Here is a 17,799-nt window from a genome sequence, read left to right as displayed (position 1 = left end):
CGCGTGGCTCAGGCCAGCCCGCGCTCGCGATAGTCGATCAGGCCAGAGAACAGCATCAGGCCGAAGGCCATGACCACGAAGAAGATCAGGGCCAAGAAGTACGAACCGGTGAACTGCACGATCAGGCCGATCAGGATCGGTACCAGCACGCCGACCATGTTGCCGCAGAAGTTCATGCTGCCGCCCAGAACGCCGGCTTTGGATTTACCGCCGAGAATGGCCGGCAGGCACCAGTACATGCCGCACCAGCGGATGAAGAACAGCGCCACGCACAGCAGGGCGATCACCCGTGCAGCATCGGGGGTGTAGGCCACCAGCAGGATGCACAGCGCGGCGACGGCAGCGGAGCCTGCGAACATGCTGCGCATGACCGTGTTCGGCTGGCCGCCATTGGCTTTCCACTTGTCCGAGATCCAGCCGCCCACCAGCTCGCCGACAAAACCACACATGAAGATCAGGAAGGTCGCGCCACCCATGGCCTTGATGTCCAGGTTGTGGGCTTGGTGCAGGTAGCTTGGCATCCAGGTCAGCAGGCCATAGAACACGCTGTTGTAGCAGGCGTAGCCGGCGAACATGCACAGTACCGAGCGGCTTTTGAGCAGCTCTTTGAGTACCGCCTTGCGGTTGCCGTTGGCCTGGGTCGCGGCGTCGTTGGCTTGGGTGATGTAGGCCAGTTCGGCGGCGTTGACCTGCGGGTGTTCGCTGGGGTGGTTACGGATGTACCACCAGGCCCAGATGCCTGCAGCCACGGTGCCGACACCGGCGATGATGAAGGCGATGCGCCAGGAGTCGAACCAGGTGATCAGCCCGGCGATGATGATCGCGCCAAACGCTGTGCCCAGCGGCGCGCCGCCGTCGACCAGGGTGGCGCCGCGGCCACGTTCGTTGGGGGTCAACCAAGCACCGTTGAGTTTGGCGCCCGCCGGCATGATCGGCGACTCGGCCACGCCCAGGCCAATGCGGGTGACCAGCAGGGTGACCCAGTTGTGGGCAAAGCCGCCCAACGCCTGGAAGGCGCCCCAGCCGATGGTGGCGACACCAATGATGTTGCGCACCTGGAAGCGGTCGAGCAGCACACCGGCCGGGATCTGCATCAGGGCGTAGGACCAGAAGAACGCGCTGAGGATCAACCCTTCAAGTGCTGGGGTGAGTTCGAACTCGGCAGAAATCAAGGGCAGGGCCACCGACAGCGACGCCCGGTCGATGTAGTTGATCGCTGCCAGCAACAGCAGGATCAAGAAGATCCGCCAGCGCACGGTGGTCGGCTTGGCGGTGTCTGTGCTGGCCGTGGCGGCTGTGGCCGCCGGGTAAGGGGTGTGTTTCATGCTCATCTCACTGTTGTGATTGTTATGAAATGCCGCGGCGGCGCGGCCCTGCGCCGCCGTCGGTTCAGAGCGTCTTCACCTCGCCAGGTGAGATGGCCGAAGGCGTCCCGGCAATGCCATTGCACAAAGGGGCGCCGAAATCAGGCAGGCTGATCTCGAACACATCGCCCTCGGCGGGCTTGATCTGGTCGGCGAACGACAAGGTCGCCGTGCCGAAGAAGTGCACGTGCACATCGCCTGGGCGCAGGAACTGGGCGTACTTGAAGTGGTGATACTCCAGGTTGTCCAGCGAGTGGCACATGTTGTCCTCACCGCTGAGGAAGGCCTTTTCCCAGATCACCTGGTCGCCGCGACGAATCCGGCTGATGCCATCGAGGTGGCGCGGCAGCTCACCGACCCGCAGTTCAGGGCCAAAGGCGCAACTGCGCAATTTGGAGTGAGCCAGGTACAGGTAGTTGCGTCGTTCCATCACATGGTCGGAAAACTCGTTACCGATGGCAAAACCCAGGCGGTAGGGCTGGCCATCATCACCGATCACATACAGGCCGGCCAGCTCGGGTTCTTCACCGGCATCTTCAGCAAAGGCCGGGCGCTGCAAGGCCTGGCCAGGGCGGACCACAATGGAGCCGTCGCCCTTGTAGAACCACTCCGGTTGTACGCCTGCGGTGCCCGGTGCCGGGCGGCCGCCTTCGATGCCCCACTGGAAGATCCGCGCGGTGTCGGTCAACGCCGCCGCATCGTCGATTTTTTGCTGGTGCATCTTGTCGCGGGTGGCGGCACTGCCCAGGTGGGTCAGGCCGGTGCCGCTGATCAGGCAATGGGCTGGGTCTTCGTGGTCCAGCGGGGGCAGTACGCGGCAGTCGCTCAGGGCCTGGCTGTAACTGTGTTGCGTGCTGTCCAGGCCGCGTTCGAGCACTTCTGCGGCCAGGCTGGTGTGGTTGCGGATCGCAGCCAAGGCCAGCTCACGCATGGAGTGGGTATCACGCACGACCTGGATCAGGTCGCCTTCGACCACGCCGACGTGGCGTTGGCCGGGTGCGGTTTCAAATTGGATCAGGCGCATGCGGGTTCCTGTGTTGTTCTTGTTGAAGATGCAGGTCACTTTAATTTTCCCCGCCGTTGCTGCCTAATGAGACCTGCTGACCCCGTGATAACTTTAAGTGATCCCCTATGCTGCCACCCCTGAGTTCCATGGCCTCGCGCCTTCGCCTGCGCCAGTTGCGGTTATTGATCAGCCTGGATGAGCTGGGCTCGATTCATAAAGCGGCCGAGGCCATGTCGATCACCCAACCGGGGGCGACAAAAGCCCTCAACGAGATTGAATCGACCCTGGGCGCGGTGCTGTTCGAGCGCACCAGCAAGGGCCTCGAGGCCAATGACCTGGGCCGTTGCGTGCTGCGCTACGCGCGCCTGATCAGTAACGACCTGGCACACCTGCGTGAAGAGATGCTGGGCATTCTGCAGGGCCATGGGGGTCGTTTGTCGGTCGGCACGATCATGGGGGCGGTGCCGATATTGGTGGAGGGGTTGGCGCGCTTGCGTGAAAGCCAGCCAGACCTGTCGGTGTCGGTAGTTGAGGACACCAGCGACCGCCTGCTCAACCTGCTCGACCAGGGCCGCCTGGACGTGGTGATCTGCCGGACCAGTGTCAGCCCGCGGCCGGCCGCCTACGACAGTGTGCCAAAACACCAGGAGCAATTGGTGCTGGTGGCCAACCCTGCACACGCCCTGGCCGGCAGCGAGACCTTGAGCCTTGCGCAGTTGGCAAGTTCACGCTGGGTGGTATTCCCAGTCAACATGCCCATGCGCTTGACGTTGGAGCGCGAATTCCGCGAAGCGGGCCTGAGCTTTCCGCAATACCCGATTGAAACGTCCTCGACCTTCACCACGTTGTCGATGCTGCTGCAGGACCCGGGCTTGCTCGCTGTGATGCCGTGGGATGTGGCCAAGGTCGCACTGGACCATGGCATGCTGGTGCGCCTGCCGCTGCAGCTGAAGTCGCGCAGCGAGCCGTACGAAGTGGTCACGCGCAAGGGCGTGGAGTTGAGCCGGCCCGCGCAGATGCTGGTGAGCATTCTGATGGCATGAGCCCGCTGCACCGCTCGGGTGCAAGGGGCTTTAAAGGGTGGCAGAGCGCGGGGTCAGTCGCCGAATGGGCCGGCGACGGTGAAGGCGCCACCTTGCAGGTGCGCGCTGGCATCGTCAGTAGCAGGTTTTGGCTGTTGCTCGAGTTTTGCGCGAAAGCGCTCCGAGCTGTCCTGCGGATTGAAGCCCAGGTGCGCCGCGTAGCGGTTGTCCCACCACAGCTCGCGGTTGGCCGACACGCCATACACCACGGTGTGGCCAACGTTTTCAGCGAGCAAGGCCCGTTCTACCAGGTGCGAAAGGTCTGCGTAGCTCAGCCAGGTCGAGAGCATGCGCATGTTGCGCGGTTCTGGGAATGACGAGCCGATGCGCAGGCTCACGGTCTCGATGCCGTAACGGTGGAAATAGAAGGTGGCGAGGTCTTCGCCATACGATTTCGACAACCCGTAATAACAGTCTGGGCGACGCACAGACTGCGCATCCACCTGCTCGTCTTGCGGATAAAACCCAGTGACGTGGTTGGAGCTGGCGAACACCACCCGTGGGATCCCGTGCTTGCGTGCGGCTTCATAGATATGAAAAGTGCCGCGGATATTGGCGTCGAGAATCTCTTCGAACGCACGCTCCGTGGAAATCCCACCCAAGTGGACGATGGCATCCACGCCTTGGGCAAGCGCCAGTACACCGGCCTTGTCCGCAAGGTTGCAACTGATCACTTCTTCATGTGCGCCCGCTGCGGGCGCCATCGCACTGATATCGGAAGCCCGTACGACGTTGGCGTGCGCCTGCAGGGCTTCGCGCAGGATCTGCCCGAGCCCGCCGGCGGCGCCGGTCAGCAGCAGGCGGTTGAACGGTTTGCCCTGGGTGGGCGAGGAGGGTGTGGTCATGGCGAGCGCCTTGGCGTGAGGGGTGGTTGGGGGGTAGTTGGGCGACAACGCCGGGCCACCTGGCAGGCACCCGGCAGCGCGGCATTACATGAAGTTGTACTGGATGCCCAGGCGCCAGCGGGCCTGGCGGTCGTCGGTGTAGGCGTTGACCTTGATGTCACCCACTTCCATGAACGGCGCCCACTGCTTGTTGAGCTTGTACTTGACGATCAGGTTCTGCTCGTAGTCGCTCTTCTTGTTGTCGTAGCGGATGTAGTCGGTGTCGAAATAAATGTACTGGTACTCGAAGGCCCACGGCCCTTTCGGGGTGTAGCCGAGCCAGCCTTCGAGCCGAGTGGTGTTCTGGTTGTCCTTGGCGCGGTCTGCCTTGGAGTGGTCGATCTGGTCGCGGTCGAGGTTGCGCGCGTCGTGCCGCACACGGGTGGCGACGTACCAGGTGTCGCTGATCTTGTAGTTGTACTTCAAACCGAACTTGTAGGTGGTGGCGTCCTTGGAGCTGTCCATCTGGAACGCGGGGGTAAGGGTCGACTTGGGACTCAGCTTGTAGTTGTAGTCCACGGTGAACTCATGGCCGTTGTTGACCATGTTGTCGTACGCCACGTCCTCGCGGTCGCCGGCGGTCTTGTACTTGATCTCGGCGGCGAAGCCCAGGCCAGTGTCCATCCGGTAGTTCAGCTTGATCCGGTCGGAATGGATGCTGTCGTCTTCGGTGTAGCCGTGGCGGTAGTTGATGCTGGCCGAGTCTGCGCAGGCATAAAACGACAGGCCGAGTGTACTGACAGCAATGAGAGTGCGGAGTGTGGTGTTCATTCGATCTTCTTTTCTTGTTTTTGTTGAGGTCGTTTTGAAGCGGGTGGTCACGATCGGATGCGGTAAGGGGCAGGGCGCCGCGATCAGATTCGGCAAAGTTATCGTACAACATTTCGGTTGTCTACGATTTCTTCAGTGGTTGTCGGATGACCTTTCATTTAGCCTTTGAAATGCCTGATATAGAGGCTTTAGTGCAACCATTGGAATGCGATCTGGATCCCAAAAGAGGTAAAAAAGCAGACGTAAAAGCCATTTTTGAAAGTTTTTAAGGGGTGCTTTTCAAATGTTGTATGATGACGTAGGATGACCTCCAGAGCGTGACTCACCCGCCACAAATCCAATAAGAAGGCTCAGACGTCCATGATCATCACTGCTGTAAACGTCCAGGTTTTTTCCTACCCCACGCGCCGTGCTGTCGACAGCGCCGGCCATGCCCACCCCGGTGACGTAACCCAGGCCAAGATGGCGCTGCTGCGCATCACCACCGAATGCGGTAACGAAGGCTATGCACTGGGTGCCCCTGAACTGATCCGCCCCTACGTGCTCGACGGTTTCGTGCGCAAGGTGCTGGTCGGCGCAAACGCCTTCGACCGTGAGAAGATCTGGCACGACCTCGCCCACTGGCAGCGCGGCAGTGCCAGCCAGTTGACCGATCGCGCCCTGGCGCTGGTCGAGCAGGCCTTGTGGGACTGGGCCGGGCGCAAGCTCAACGTGCCGGTGCACAAGTTGATTGGTGGCTACCGCGACAAGGTGCCTGCGTATGGCTCGACCATGTGTGGCGACGAGCTTGAAGGTGGCCTGTCGACCCCTGAGGAATACGGGCGCTTTGCCGAAACCCTGGTCAAGCGCGGCTACAAAGCGATCAAGCTGCACACCTGGATGCCGCCTGTGTCGTTCGCGCCCAGCGTGAGCATGGATATCAAGGCCTGCGCCGCGGTGCGCGAGGCAGTCGGCCCGGACATCGCCCTGATGATCGACGGCTACCACTGGTACAGCCGCACCGACGCCCTGACCATCGGCCGTGCCCTGGAAAAACTCGACTTCGCCTGGTTCGAAGAGCCGATGATGGAAGACTCCGCCGAATCCTATGCCTGGCTGTCCAGCCAGTTGGACATCCCGGTACTGGGCCCGGAAAGCCTGGGTGGCAAGCACCTGAGCCGGGCCAGCTGGGTCAAGAACGATGTGTGTGACATCCTGCGTGCCGGGGTTGCCGGGGTCGGTGGCATCGCCCCATGCCTGAAGGTGGCGCACATGGCCGAGTCATTTGGCATGGATTGCGAGATCCACGGCAACGGCGCAGCCAACCTGGCCGTGGTCGGGGCGATCAAGAACTGCACCTGGTACGAGCGCGGTCTGCTGCACCCGTTCCTCGACTACGACGAAGTACCGGCCTACCTCAAGCGCCTGGTCGACCCGATGGACAAGGACGGCTTCGTGCACCTGTCGGACCTGCCGGGCCTGGGTGAAGAGATCGATTTCGACTACGTCGAGACCCACACGCTGCAACGCTTCTGATTCGTGCATGGCGGCACGCGCCCTCGCGTGCCGCCCGAGAGTCCAATAACTATAAAAAGGCAATCTCACATGAGCGTTCTCCCCACATTCTGGGCAGGGGTCCTTGCTGCATCGCTGGCAATGACCTCGGTACCTGCTGCTTTCGCCAAGACGCCGGCCGACCAGTTGATCGTCGGCATGAGCATGATCAACCTGTTGTCCCTCGACCCTGCCGGTGCCACCGGGCTGGACGTTTCCGAGGTCAACGCCAACCTGTACGACATGCTGCTGGTGCAGGACGCGCAGCAACCGGACCAACTGGTGCCGGCGCTGGCCCAAAGCTGGCAGGTCAGCGATGACCGCAAGACCCTCACCTTCAAGTTGCGCGAAGGCGTGAAGTTCCAGTCCGGCAACGCGTTCAGCGCCGAGGACGTCGCCTGGTCACTGCAGCGCATCCTCAAGCTCAACCTGGCCCTGGCCTCGACCTGGAAGGCCTACGGCTTCACGGCGGGCAACGTCGCCCAGTACATGCGCGCCAGCGATGAACACACCTTTGTCCTCGAACTGCCGCGGCCGACCGACCCGCTGTTGGTGCTGAACACCCTGGCGACCTCGCCCAGCGCGTTCATCCTCGACCGCAAGGTCGTTCAGCAGCACCAGAAGGGCGACGACATGGGCGCCGCCTGGCTGACCACCCATGCCGCTGGCAGCGGCCCATTCATCCTCAACGACTGGCGTGCCAACGACGTGATCCTGATGAGCCGTTTCGACGGCTATTGGGGTGGCCCGGCCAAGCTCAAGCGCATCGTCATGCGCAACATGACCGAATCGCAGTCGTTGCGGCTGATGGTGGAACGCGGCGACCTGGACCTGGCCAAGGGCATGTCCGCCCCGGACATCGAGGCGCTGGAGAAGTCCGACAAGGTGCGCACGGAGACCGTGCAGCGCGGCACGCTCTACTACGTGGCGCTGAGCGTCAAACAAAAACCCTACGACGACGCCCGCGTGCGCAAGGCCGTGCGTTCGCTGATCGACTACCAGGGCATCAACCAGACCGTCATGCCGCATTACGGCCAGCTCAATCAGCGCCCGCTGCCACTGGGCCTGCCGGCACGCCTGGACGACCCTGGCTATAGCCTGAACGTTGCCGAAGCGAAAAAACTGCTGGCAGAAGCCGGTTACCCCAATGGTTTCAAGACCACCATCCGCGTGCTCACCGAACCCCCGTTCATCAACATTGCCTCCAGCCTGCAGGCCACCCTGGCCCAGGCCGGCATCCAGGCCACCATCGTCACCGGCACCGGCAACCAGATCTACGGCGCCATGCGCGAACGCAGTTTCGACATCCTGGTGGGCCGCGGCGGCGGCGGTGCCGAGCGGCATCCGCATTCCAGCTTGCGCACCCTGGTGTACAACCCGGACAACCGTGACGAAGCCAAGCTGAGCAACTTCCAGGGCTGGCGCACGTCGTTCTACAGCCCTGAGTTGAACACCCTCATCGAGCAAGCCGAAGTGGAACCGGACAAGGCGCGGCAGTTGGCCCAGTACCAGCAGATCCAGACGTCCCTGGACGCCCAGGTGGGCGCGATTCTGCCGGTGTCGCAGATGACCGACACCGTGGTGCTGTACCACGACGTGCAGAACTATCAGGCCCACAGCGCGGCCACCACCCGTTACAAAGACGTCTACAAGTCGCGATGAGCGGGACGGGGGCGCCCGCGCCCCTTACGCCTCGGTGTTTGCTGAACGTTTTTTCAGGAGCCTGTTATGTTGCTTTCGACTGCCTCTGTGCTGGGCACGCGCGTGTCTGCCACTGCCCGACGCGCCAGCACGGTCCTGGTGACCTTGCTCGGCCTGTTGGCGCTGACGTTTTTCATTGGTCGGGTGATGCCGCTGGACCCGGTGCTGGCCGTGGTCGGGCCGGACGCCGACAGCTCCACCTATGATCAGGTCTACCAGGCGATGGGCCTGGACAAGCCGATCTGGACCCAGTTCGGGCTGTACCTCAACGATTTGCTGCACGGTGATTTCGGCAATGCGCTGCTCACCGGCCACCCGGTGCTGGAGGACATCAAGCGGGTGTTCCCGGCGACCATCGAGCTGGCCACGCTGGCGATCCTGTTCGGCATCCTCATCGGCCTGCCGCTGGGTGTGGTTGCCGCCAGCAACCAGGGCAAGCTGGGTGACCATGTGGCCCGGGTGATCACTTTGTTCGGTTACTCCACGCCGATTTTCTGGGTGGGCATGATGGGCCTGCTGGTGTTCTACGCCTGGCTCGGCTGGGCGGGCGGGGCAGGGCGTATCGACCTCGCCTACGACGGCATGGTCCCGGACGTGACCGGCCTGCTGCTGATCGACACCGCCCTGGCGCGTGACTGGGAGGCGTTCAGCAGTGCCTTGCGCCACATCATCTTGCCGGGGCTGATCCTGGGCTTGAACTCGGTGGCCTATATCAGCCGCATGACGCGCAGCTTCATGCTCGAGCAGTTGTCGCAGGAATACATCATCACGGCGCGGGTCAAGGGCCTGTCGCGGCGCCAGGTGGTGTGGGGCCATGCGTTTCGCAACATCCTCGTGCAACTGCTGACCGTGGTGGCGCTGGCCTACGGCTCGCTGCTCGAAGGCGCGGTGCTGATCGAGACGGTGTTCGCCTGGCCGGGCTTTGGCCAATACCTCACCAGCAGCCTGATGCTCGGTGACATGAACGCAGTGATGGGCTGCGTGCTGGTGATCGGCCTGATTTTCGTCGCCCTCAACCTGATCAGCGATGCCCTGTACAAGGTGTTCGACCCAAGGACCCGCTAAGCCCCCAGGGGCTGCGTGAACACATTGCATAACTATAAAAAGAAGGACGCCCACATGAAGACTGCACTTCCCCCGCTGCACATGAGCCTGCTGGGTGCAATCCTGGCCCTGGCGCCGATGGCCGCCGTGCAGGCCAAGACCCCTGCCGACCAGTTGATCGTCGGCATGAGCATGGTCAACCTGTTTTCCATCGACCCGGCCAATGCGCCGGGCCTGGATGCCTCCGGGGTCAACGCCAACCTGTACGACACCTTGGTCAAGCGCGACCAGGGCAACCCGGAAAAACACCTGCCACAGCTGGCCGACCGCTGGGACATCAGCGAAGACGGCAAGCAGATCACCTTCCATTTGCGCAACGACGTCAAATTCCATTCCGGCAACCCGCTGACCGCCGAGGACGTGGCCTGGTCGCTGTACCGGGTGATGAAGCTCAACTTCGGCCTGGCCACCACCTGGAAGGCTTACGGCTACAACGTCGACAACATCCAGGCGCTGATCCGCGCCACCGATGCACAGACCCTGGTGGTCGACTTGCCACAACCGACCGACCCGCTGCTGCTGATCGACTCGCTGGCGACCTCGCCCAGTGCGGTCATCGTCGACCGCCTCGAAGTGCTGAAGCACGAGAAAAACGGCGACCTCGGCGCCGCCTGGCTGGTCACCCATGAAGCGGGTAGCGGCCCGTTCACGCTGGCCAAGTGGAGTGCCAACGATGCGTTGGTGATGAACCGTTTTGACGGCTACTGGGCTGGCCCGGCGAAAATGAAGCGGGTGCTGGTGCGGCACATGACCGAGTCGCAATCGCTGCGCCTGATGCTCGAACGCGGTGACCTGGACCTCGCCTACGGCATGGCCGCACCGGATATCAAAGCCGTCGAGCGCTCTGACCAGTTGCAGGTGCAGCCCTTGCAGCGCGGCACCATGTACTACGTGGCGATGAGCATGAAGCAGCCCGAGTTCGCCAACCCGAAGGTGCGCGAAGCTGTGCGTTACCTGATTGATTACAAAGGCATCGACGAACAGGTCATGCCGCATTACGGCATGCTCAACCAGCAGCCGATGCAACTGGGCCTGGACGCGCGCCTGCCAGACCCTGGCTACCGGCTCGATGTGGCCAAAGCCAAGGCGTTGCTGAGCGAAGCCGGCTACCCGCAAGGCTTCAGCACCACCCTGCGGACGCTGTCCGAACCGCCCTTCATCGACATTGCCGCGCGCATGCAATCGACCCTGGCCGAAGGCGGCATCAAGGCCAGCATCGTCACCGGCACCGGCAACCAGGTGTACGGCGCCATGCGTGCGCGCAACTTCGAAATGATCGTGGCCCGTGGGGCCGAACGCTACCCGCACCCGTACTTCAGCCTGCGCACCTTCGTCTACAACCCCGACAACAGCGATGCCGCCGGGCTGCCCAACTTCCAGGGCTGGCGCGCATCGTTCTTCGACCAACAGCTGAATGCGCTGATCGACCAGGCTGGGGTCGAGCGTGACGCCGGCAAGCGCCTGAACCTGTACCACCAGGCACAGCAGCGTTACGACCAACAGGTCGGCCCGATCATGATGATCTCGCAGATGACCGACACCGCCGTCAGTGCAGTGGACGTCAAGGGCTTCACCGGCGACGACGCCGAGGCGACCCGTTACCTGGGCGTCTACAAGCAACGCTGAACACTGCCGAGGGCGTCTGCGGGCGCCCCAGGTGGCCATGATTTCACATCGAGAACATGCCGATGATTGCCAACCTGTCTTCTACCGTTTCAAGCGACAAGCCGCAGGCCGACAACACACCTGCGTCCAGTGTCGATGCGCTGTACAAAAGCAGCCTGCGGGTGCTGCGCCACCTGCTGCGCAACCCGATGACCCTGGCTGGCCTGCTGGTGGCCTTGCTGCTGGTGGTGGTCGCCGCCTTCGCGCCGTGGATCGCCACCCATGACCCGGTCGTGCAAAACCTCGCCAACGCCCTGCAGGCACCCGGTGCCGCGCACTGGTTCGGCACCGACGAGTACGGCCGCGACATCTTCAGCCGGCTGGTGTATGGCTCACGTATCACCCTTTACATCATTACCCTGGTGACCGTGATCGTCGGCCCGATCGGGTTGTTCATCGGCACGGTGTCGGGGTATTTCGGTGGCGTCGTCGACACCGTGTTCATGCGTATCACCGATATTTTCATCTCGTTCCCAAGCCTGGTGCTGGCGCTGGCGTTCATCGCCGCGCTCGGCCCTGGCCTGGAGCATGCCGTGGTCGCCATCGCGCTGACCTCATGGCCGCCGATCGCTCGCCTGGCGCGGGCCGAAACGCTGTCGCTGCGCAAGGCTGACTTCGTCGTTGCGGTCGAGCTGCAGGGCGCGTCGTCGACGCGGATCATCCTGCGCCACATCGTGCCGATGTGCCTGTCGTCGGTGATCATCCGCCTGACCATGAACATGGCCGGCATCATCCTCACCGCGGCTGCATTGGGCTTTCTTGGCCTGGGCGCGCAGGCGCCGTTGCCGGAGTGGGGCGCGATGATCTCCACTGGCCGACGCTACATGCTCGAATGCTGGTGGCTGGTGGCCGTACCGGGGGCCGCGATCATGCTGGTGAGCCTGGCGTTCAACCTGTTGGGCGATGGCCTGCGGGACATTCTCGACCCGCGTAGCGAGTAACTGGAGGCTTTATGTCGACGCTCAAACTCACTGTCGATTCGCTCAATGTGCGCTTCGTCAATGGCAAGAAAGAAATGCACGCGGTACGCGATGTGTCGTTCACCTTGGGCCGCGAGAAGCTCGCCATTGTCGGCGAGTCCGGTTCGGGCAAGTCCACCGTCGGGCGCAGCTTGCTCAAGCTGCACCCCAATAGCACGCAGATCACTGCCAAGGCCCTGCAGTTCGGCGATGTCGACTTGCTCAGTGCCAGCGAAAAGGCCATGCAGAAGATTCGCGGCCAGCGCATTTCGATGATCATGCAAGACCCCAAGTATTCGCTCAACCCGGTGGTCAAGGTGGGCGATCAGATTGCCGAAGCCTACCTGGCGCACCACAAGGCCAGCCGCAGCGAGGCCCGCGAGCGGGTCTTGCTGATGCTGGAAAAGGTCCACATCCGTGACCCCAAGCGGGTCTACAACCTTTACCCGCATGAAGTCAGCGGCGGCATGGGCCAGCGCATCATGATCGCCATGATGGTCATCACCAACCCGGAGGTGATCATCGCGGATGAACCGACCTCGGCGCTGGATGTGTCGGTACGCCAGCAGGTGCTCAATGTGCTCGAAGAACTGGTGGTGGAACAGCAGATGGGGCTGATTTTCGTCAGCCATGACCTCAACCTGGTTCGCAACTACTGCGACAGGGTGCTGGTGATGTATGCCGGGCGGGTGGTCGAGTCGCTGGCCGCCTGCGACCTGCAATATGCCGAACACCCCTATACCCGTGGCCTGCTGGCGGCCCTGCCGAGCATGGACAACCGCCGCCCACGCCTGCCGGTCCTGCAACGCGACCCGCTGTGGCTCACCTGCTGAGGGAACTGACATGAGCATGATCCAAGCACAATCGCTGAACCTGAGTTTTGGTGTGGGCGCCGCCTGCAACCAGGTGCTGCACGATGTCGACCTGACGGTCGAAGACGGCGAGTCGTTCGGCCTGGTGGGCGAGTCGGGTTCGGGCAAGACCACGGTCTTGCGCTGCCTGGCTGGGCAGTACCGGCACTGGAGCGGGGCGCTGAGCATTGCCGGCGTCCCGCTGCAGCACAAGCTGCCCAAGGAGCACTTTCGCAAGGTGCAGATGGTGTTCCAGGACCCTTACGGTTCGCTGCACCCGCGGCACACCATCGACACCGCGTTGCGCGAGCCATTGACCATTCATGGCCTGGGCGAGCGCGATGACCGCATCAACGACATCCTGGTCAAGGTCGGCTTGAACGACAGCTTCCGTTACCGCTACCCGCACCAGCTGTCAGGCGGGCAACGCCAGCGCGTGGCGATCGCCCGGGCGCTGATTCTCGAACCCCGGGTGTTGCTGCTGGACGAGCCGACGTCGGCGCTCGATGTATCGGTGCAGGCAGAGATTCTCAACCTGCTGGCGGACCTGCGTCAGCGCGAGAAACTCACCTACCTGATGGTGACCCACGACCTGGGTGTGGTCAGCCATTTGTGCGACAAGGTCGCGGTGATGCAACAGGGGCGGATTGTCGAGCGCCTGGACAGCCAAGCCTTGAGCCAGGACCTGGCCAGCCACGACTACACCCGCATGCTGGTGCAGGCCAGCCGCGATTTCAGTGCTGAATCAGTACGTAACGTCAGCTGACACACGCTTTGTGTAGGAGCAGCCTTGCGCTGCGAAGAGGCCCGTATTACCCACCGTTTTCTTTGGCTGGGATGGCCTCTTCGCAGCACAAGGCTGCTCCTACAACGACTGTGCATAGCGCTATAACAAGGAAGATAACCCCATGCCGCATGCAAACACCGCGACCACCCGATCACTGCTGACTGTCCTGGCACTCGGCTTCAGTTCACCCCTTTGGGCACTCGAAGCGCCGAGCAAAGTGCTGGTCCCGACGCTGGCCTACGACGACCAGCAGATAATCCTGGTCTGGGAGAAACCCGCCGACCTTGCCGACATCGCCGATTACCACGTCTACGCCAATGGCAAGCTGCTCGGTGGTAGCAACGCCAACAACGGGCACGTGTCCCCGGCCAAACCCTATATCGACCGCTTCTACGAGCAGGACACGCGCAATTTCCACCACCGTATCGCCATCCACAGCTACACCGAAGTTGGCCTGGCGCCCGACACCGAATACCGCTTCACCGTGCGGTCGGTGGACCACGCCGGCAAGGAATCGGCCGACAGCCCGGTAATCGTCCAACGTACTACCGCCGTGCCGGCACTGTTCGACGTGCGCCACTATGGCGCCAAGGGCGACGGCCAGACCCTCGATACCGCCGCCATCCAGAAGGCCATCGACGCCTGTACCGTCGGCTGCAAAGTGCTGCTGCCAGCAGGTACCTACAAAAGCGGCGCGCTGTACCTCAAAAGCAACATGACCCTGGAAATCGCCGAGGGCGCGACCCTGCTCGGGTCCGAGCGCGCCGAAGACTACCCCCGCGATGGCTATATCCAGTACCCGTACTCCACCACCGTACGCCCGGCCTCGCTGATCAACGCCTTGCCGCGTGACCCGCGTGCGCACCAGGCATTCGAGAACATACGCATCGTCGGCAAGGGGGTGATTGATGGCAATGGCTGGAAGCGCAACGCCGACATCGTCGATGAACGTGGCCAACCGCTGCCGTTCTACCTGCCCAGCGACAACACCCGCTACCTGCAGGACGGCGTGCTGGCCAGAGCCCAGGTCGCTCGCGCCGTGGCCGAAGGCATGAACGTCAAGGACGCCTATGGCCAAATGCGCTCGTCGCTGGTCACCTTGCGCAACGTCAAGAACGTGTTCTATGGCGGCTTCACGGTCCTCAACCCGGCTTATCACGGCATCATGAACCTGGAGACCGAGAACGTGGTGCTGGCCAACACCACGCACAAGACCTACGACGCCAACAACGGCGATGGCATCGAGTTTGCCAACAGCCGCGGCGCGTTGGTGTTCAACAACTTCTTCGACACCGGCGATGACTGCGTCAACTTCGCAGCCGGCACCGGCGCCGATGCGGTCAAGCAAAAGCCCCAGGAAGACGCGTGGATCTTCAACAACTATTTCCGCAAGGGCCACGGCATGGTCGTGGCTGGCAGCCACACGGGGGCGTGGATCCAGAACATCCTGGCCGAAGATAACGTGTCTGACGGCACCGATACCGGCTTACGCATGAAGAGCACCAACTTCATGGGCGGTGGCGCGCGTAATGTGGTGTTCCGCGATTCGGCGATGCGCAATACGGTCAAGCAGGCGTTCATCTTCACCCTCGACTACAACGACCCGAACGCCAAGCTGGACTACAAGAAGTCGACCATCGCCGGCCAGTTCCGCGATGTGCGGGTTAGCAATGTAACGGTCGAGAATGCCCAACTGGCGGCGATCGAGGTCAAGGGCGACAGCCTGCACGGCGCTTACCACCAAGGCCTGTCCTTCGAGCGCGTGCGTTTCAGCGGGCCGGCCAAGGCCAAGATCGATGGTTTGAAGGGCTCACGGTTCGACACGGTCCACTTCAGCGAAACCGGCAGTGCCAACCCGTGGCAGGTCAGTGCCAGCGACGGGTTGGTCTTCGAGGATGTGCAACCGGCGCCTGAAGCGGCTCACTCGCTGTAGACAGCCTGGTGTTTCTGCGCCTCGCGCAGGCGCATGCGGCTATTGCTCAAATGCAGGAACATGGCCGCACGCGCCGCATCGACTTGCTTACTGACGATGGCGTCGAAGATTTGCTGGTGTTCGGCATTGATCCCTGCCAGGTAGGTGCTGCGGTTGCTCTGCCCGGTATAGGCGGAGTTCATCCGGGTGCGCGGGATCAGCTTGGTGCCCAAGTGTTTCATGATGTCGATGAGGTACGGGTTGCCGGCCGCTTTGGCGATCTTCAGGTGGAACTGGAAGTCGGCGTTGGTGGTGCTACCGGACTTTTCCGGGCCTTGCAGCAACGCGTGCAGTGCTTGTTCCAGCTCGTCGATGGCCTGTGGCGTGGCCCGTTCGGCGGCCATGCCTGCAGCCTGGACTTCCAGGCTTAGGCGGAACTCCAGCAGGTCGAGGACGTCGGACAACAGCACAATGGTGGCGGGCCCGACGTTGAAGCCTTCGGGGGCCGGCATGTCGAGGACGAAGGTGCCGACGCCATGCTGGGTCTCGACCAGGCCTGCCGCCTGCATGCGCGACAAGGCATCACGCACTACCGAGCGACTGACGCTTTCGGCGGCCATGATCTGCGTTTCGGTGGGCAGTTTGTCGCCGCGTTTGAGGGTGCCATCACGCATGCGTTGGGCAAAGCGTTCGACCAACGATTCGGCCAGGCGGCGAGGTTTGATTCGGGCAATAGCCGTGAGGTCAGACATCATCGTGCTCTTGTGAGATCAGCGGGCATTATAGTGCGTTTTGACGTAAAACTGCGGTTACAATCGTTCATCGTCTGGTTTTTGAATGGATCCTCTGATGGAGCGTGTCAACCCTGAACGACGTGTCAGCCTGGCCCAGCAACTGGTGCTTGAACTGTCGCGTAGCATACTGGCCGGCGAGCTACCGGCAGGCACCAAGTTGCCGACCGAACAAGCCTTTACCGAGGCGCGCAAGGTCAGCCGTACCGTGGTTCGCGAAGCGATGTCGCGGCTGCAGGCAGAGGGCCTGGTCGAGACCCGCCGAGGCATCGGCACGTTCGTGGTCGACACCACCCGGCCAGGCGACTTTCAGGACAGCCAGCACGAGAAGGGCAGCGCCCTCGATGCGGTGGCGCTCATCGAATTGCGCCTGAGCCTGGAGGTGGAGTGCGCCGCGCTTACTGCGCAGCGTGCTACGTCAAGCCAGTTGCAGGCCATTGCCGACGCCCTGGGCGAAGCCAATGCCGTGGGGCCGTTGCACCAGGACAGCACGCGCATCGTATTCGAGTTTCACCTGCAAATTGCCCTGTGCACCGGCAACAGCTTCTTTATCGATGCCATGCGCCACCTGGCCGATACCCTGATGCGTGGCGCGCAGAGCAACGTCACCCAACAGCAACGCGCACAACAGGTGCGTGAGCGCGAGCAGATTCATGCTGCACTCGCGCACCAGGACGCCGATGCCGCCCGGGCAGCGATGCGGCTGCACCTGACCAATGAACTGCACCGTGCGCAACAAGCGGCCCAGCCCCCGGCGTAAAAACTCTGAATTTTCCCGTGGTGAGCGCAGTCGACCGTGTATAGCCCACTGACGGAGTACGCACATGTCTCGCCCCGATGAACCCAAGCCTTACACACCTACCGAAATCGACGACACCGAAGACCGCATGGGCAGTGTCCATGAGCTGGACTTCAGTGACCGTCACGACGAACGCGAAGGGCGGGTGGGCGACGAACGACCTGCCCGTGAAGATGAGCAGGAGTTTCCGCCACAGCGCGTCGCCGAAAGCGGTATGACGGGTGGCGAAGCGTTGAGCGACAGCCTGCACGAGGATAACGTCACCTATGACGACATGAGCCCGGATACCTTGCTGGACGAGACCGGTGCTCGCGACCCGTTTGAAGAGGGTGACGGCGAAGGGCCGGCAGACCAGTCGTTGCGGCAGGTCAATGCTAACGAGATTGGCGGCGGCTTTGGGTTGGATGAGGCTGAACTGGCGCGTTCGGCGCCATTGGACGGTGAGCCGTGGACCGATGATGTGGTTGACGAAGGGGATAAGTCCTAAGCGCTCGCTGTACCACGCTGGCCGTTTGTTAGGGCCAAGGGGGCCGCTGCGCGGCCCATCGCAGGCAAGCCAGCTCCTACAGGAGAGCGAGATTCCTTGTAGG

General features: G+C 62.5%; 16 protein-coding genes. 11 read left to right on the top strand and 5 right to left on the bottom strand.

Annotation, left to right across the window (positions count from 1 at the left end):
• Window positions 1-8 precede the first annotated feature (8 nt).
• Entirely contained in the window at window positions 9-1,325 is a 1,317-nt protein-coding gene (locus AC5PZ0_RS12100) for an MFS transporter (protein ID WP_493855034.1), read from the bottom strand.
• Window positions 1,326-1,389: 64 nt separating this feature from the next.
• Window positions 1,390-2,388, bottom strand: a complete 999-nt coding sequence (araD1, locus tag AC5PZ0_RS12095) for an AraD1 family protein (RefSeq protein WP_099429359.1) — start codon at window positions 2,386-2,388, stop codon at window positions 1,390-1,392.
• 107 nt (window positions 2,389-2,495) lie between these two features.
• Between araD1 and AC5PZ0_RS12090 the strand changes: the two genes are divergently transcribed.
• Window positions 2,496-3,413 carry a LysR family transcriptional regulator gene (locus AC5PZ0_RS12090; RefSeq protein ID WP_027593216.1) on the top strand — a complete coding sequence of 306 codons (918 nt, stop codon included), beginning with the start codon at window positions 2,496-2,498 and terminating at the stop codon, window positions 3,411-3,413.
• A 53-nt stretch (window positions 3,414-3,466) separates the two neighbouring features.
• Here AC5PZ0_RS12090 and AC5PZ0_RS12085 read toward each other — a convergent pair whose 3' ends face one another.
• On the bottom strand, window positions 3,467-4,297 hold the full coding sequence (locus tag AC5PZ0_RS12085; RefSeq protein ID WP_099429357.1) for an NAD-dependent epimerase/dehydratase family protein: 831 nt from the start codon (window positions 4,295-4,297) through the stop codon (window positions 3,467-3,469).
• An 84-nt stretch (window positions 4,298-4,381) separates the two neighbouring features.
• Window positions 4,382-5,107: an oligogalacturonate-specific porin KdgM family protein gene (locus AC5PZ0_RS12080; protein ID WP_099454123.1), complete on the bottom strand. Its 726-nt coding sequence runs from the start codon at window positions 5,105-5,107 to the stop codon at window positions 4,382-4,384.
• Between the two features lie 360 nt (window positions 5,108-5,467).
• On the opposite strand from AC5PZ0_RS12080, the gene AC5PZ0_RS12075 reads away from it, so the two are divergent.
• From AC5PZ0_RS12075 to AC5PZ0_RS12040, 8 genes are all read left to right on the top strand, one after another.
• Complete coding sequence (locus AC5PZ0_RS12075; RefSeq protein ID WP_085272840.1) at window positions 5,468-6,622, top strand: mandelate racemase family protein; 1,155 nt, start codon at window positions 5,468-5,470, stop codon at window positions 6,620-6,622.
• A gap of 69 nt (window positions 6,623-6,691) precedes the next feature.
• The gene (locus AC5PZ0_RS12070; protein WP_027593220.1) at window positions 6,692-8,302 is read left to right on the top strand and encodes an ABC transporter substrate-binding protein; all 1,611 of its coding nucleotides are present in this window, start codon (window positions 6,692-6,694) and stop codon (window positions 8,300-8,302) included.
• A 66-nt stretch (window positions 8,303-8,368) separates the two neighbouring features.
• Complete coding sequence (locus AC5PZ0_RS12065) at window positions 8,369-9,406, top strand: ABC transporter permease (RefSeq protein WP_027593221.1); 1,038 nt, start codon at window positions 8,369-8,371, stop codon at window positions 9,404-9,406.
• Window positions 9,407-9,460: 54 nt separating this feature from the next.
• Entirely contained in the window at window positions 9,461-11,071 is a 1,611-nt protein-coding gene (locus AC5PZ0_RS12060) for an ABC transporter substrate-binding protein (RefSeq protein ID WP_428625525.1), read from the top strand.
• A gap of 62 nt (window positions 11,072-11,133) precedes the next feature.
• Window positions 11,134-12,051, top strand: coding sequence for an ABC transporter permease (locus AC5PZ0_RS12055; protein WP_033694009.1), 918 nt, complete (start codon window positions 11,134-11,136; stop codon window positions 12,049-12,051).
• An 11-nt stretch (window positions 12,052-12,062) separates the two neighbouring features.
• Window positions 12,063-12,902: an ABC transporter ATP-binding protein gene (locus AC5PZ0_RS12050; RefSeq protein ID WP_099429354.1), complete on the top strand. Its 840-nt coding sequence runs from the start codon at window positions 12,063-12,065 to the stop codon at window positions 12,900-12,902.
• A 10-nt stretch (window positions 12,903-12,912) separates the two neighbouring features.
• Window positions 12,913-13,686, top strand: a complete 774-nt coding sequence (locus AC5PZ0_RS12045) for an ABC transporter ATP-binding protein (RefSeq protein ID WP_027593225.1) — start codon at window positions 12,913-12,915, stop codon at window positions 13,684-13,686.
• Window positions 13,687-13,828: 142 nt separating this feature from the next.
• Entirely contained in the window at window positions 13,829-15,640 is a 1,812-nt protein-coding gene (locus AC5PZ0_RS12040) for a glycoside hydrolase family 28 protein (RefSeq protein ID WP_493855033.1), read from the top strand.
• Here AC5PZ0_RS12040 and AC5PZ0_RS12035 read toward each other — a convergent pair.
• Entirely contained in the window at window positions 15,628-16,371 is a 744-nt protein-coding gene (locus AC5PZ0_RS12035; RefSeq protein WP_099429352.1) for a FadR/GntR family transcriptional regulator, read from the bottom strand. The two genes, AC5PZ0_RS12040 and AC5PZ0_RS12035, sit on opposite strands and share 13 nt — an antisense overlap.
• 97 nt (window positions 16,372-16,468) lie before the next feature.
• Here AC5PZ0_RS12035 and AC5PZ0_RS12030 point away from each other — a divergent pair, with 97 nt between their 5' ends.
• Window positions 16,469-17,170, top strand: coding sequence for a FadR/GntR family transcriptional regulator (locus AC5PZ0_RS12030; RefSeq protein WP_493855032.1), 702 nt, complete (start codon window positions 16,469-16,471; stop codon window positions 17,168-17,170).
• Between the two features lie 64 nt (window positions 17,171-17,234).
• On the top strand, window positions 17,235-17,696 hold the full coding sequence (locus tag AC5PZ0_RS12025) for a phosphotransferase system, HPr-related protein (protein ID WP_493855031.1): 462 nt from the start codon (window positions 17,235-17,237) through the stop codon (window positions 17,694-17,696).
• Window positions 17,697-17,799: the final 103 nt, after the last annotated feature.

This window comes from Pseudomonas sp. 5.2, assembly GCF_059025405.1.
This window is presented reverse-complemented; position numbering and strand designations above follow the sequence as displayed.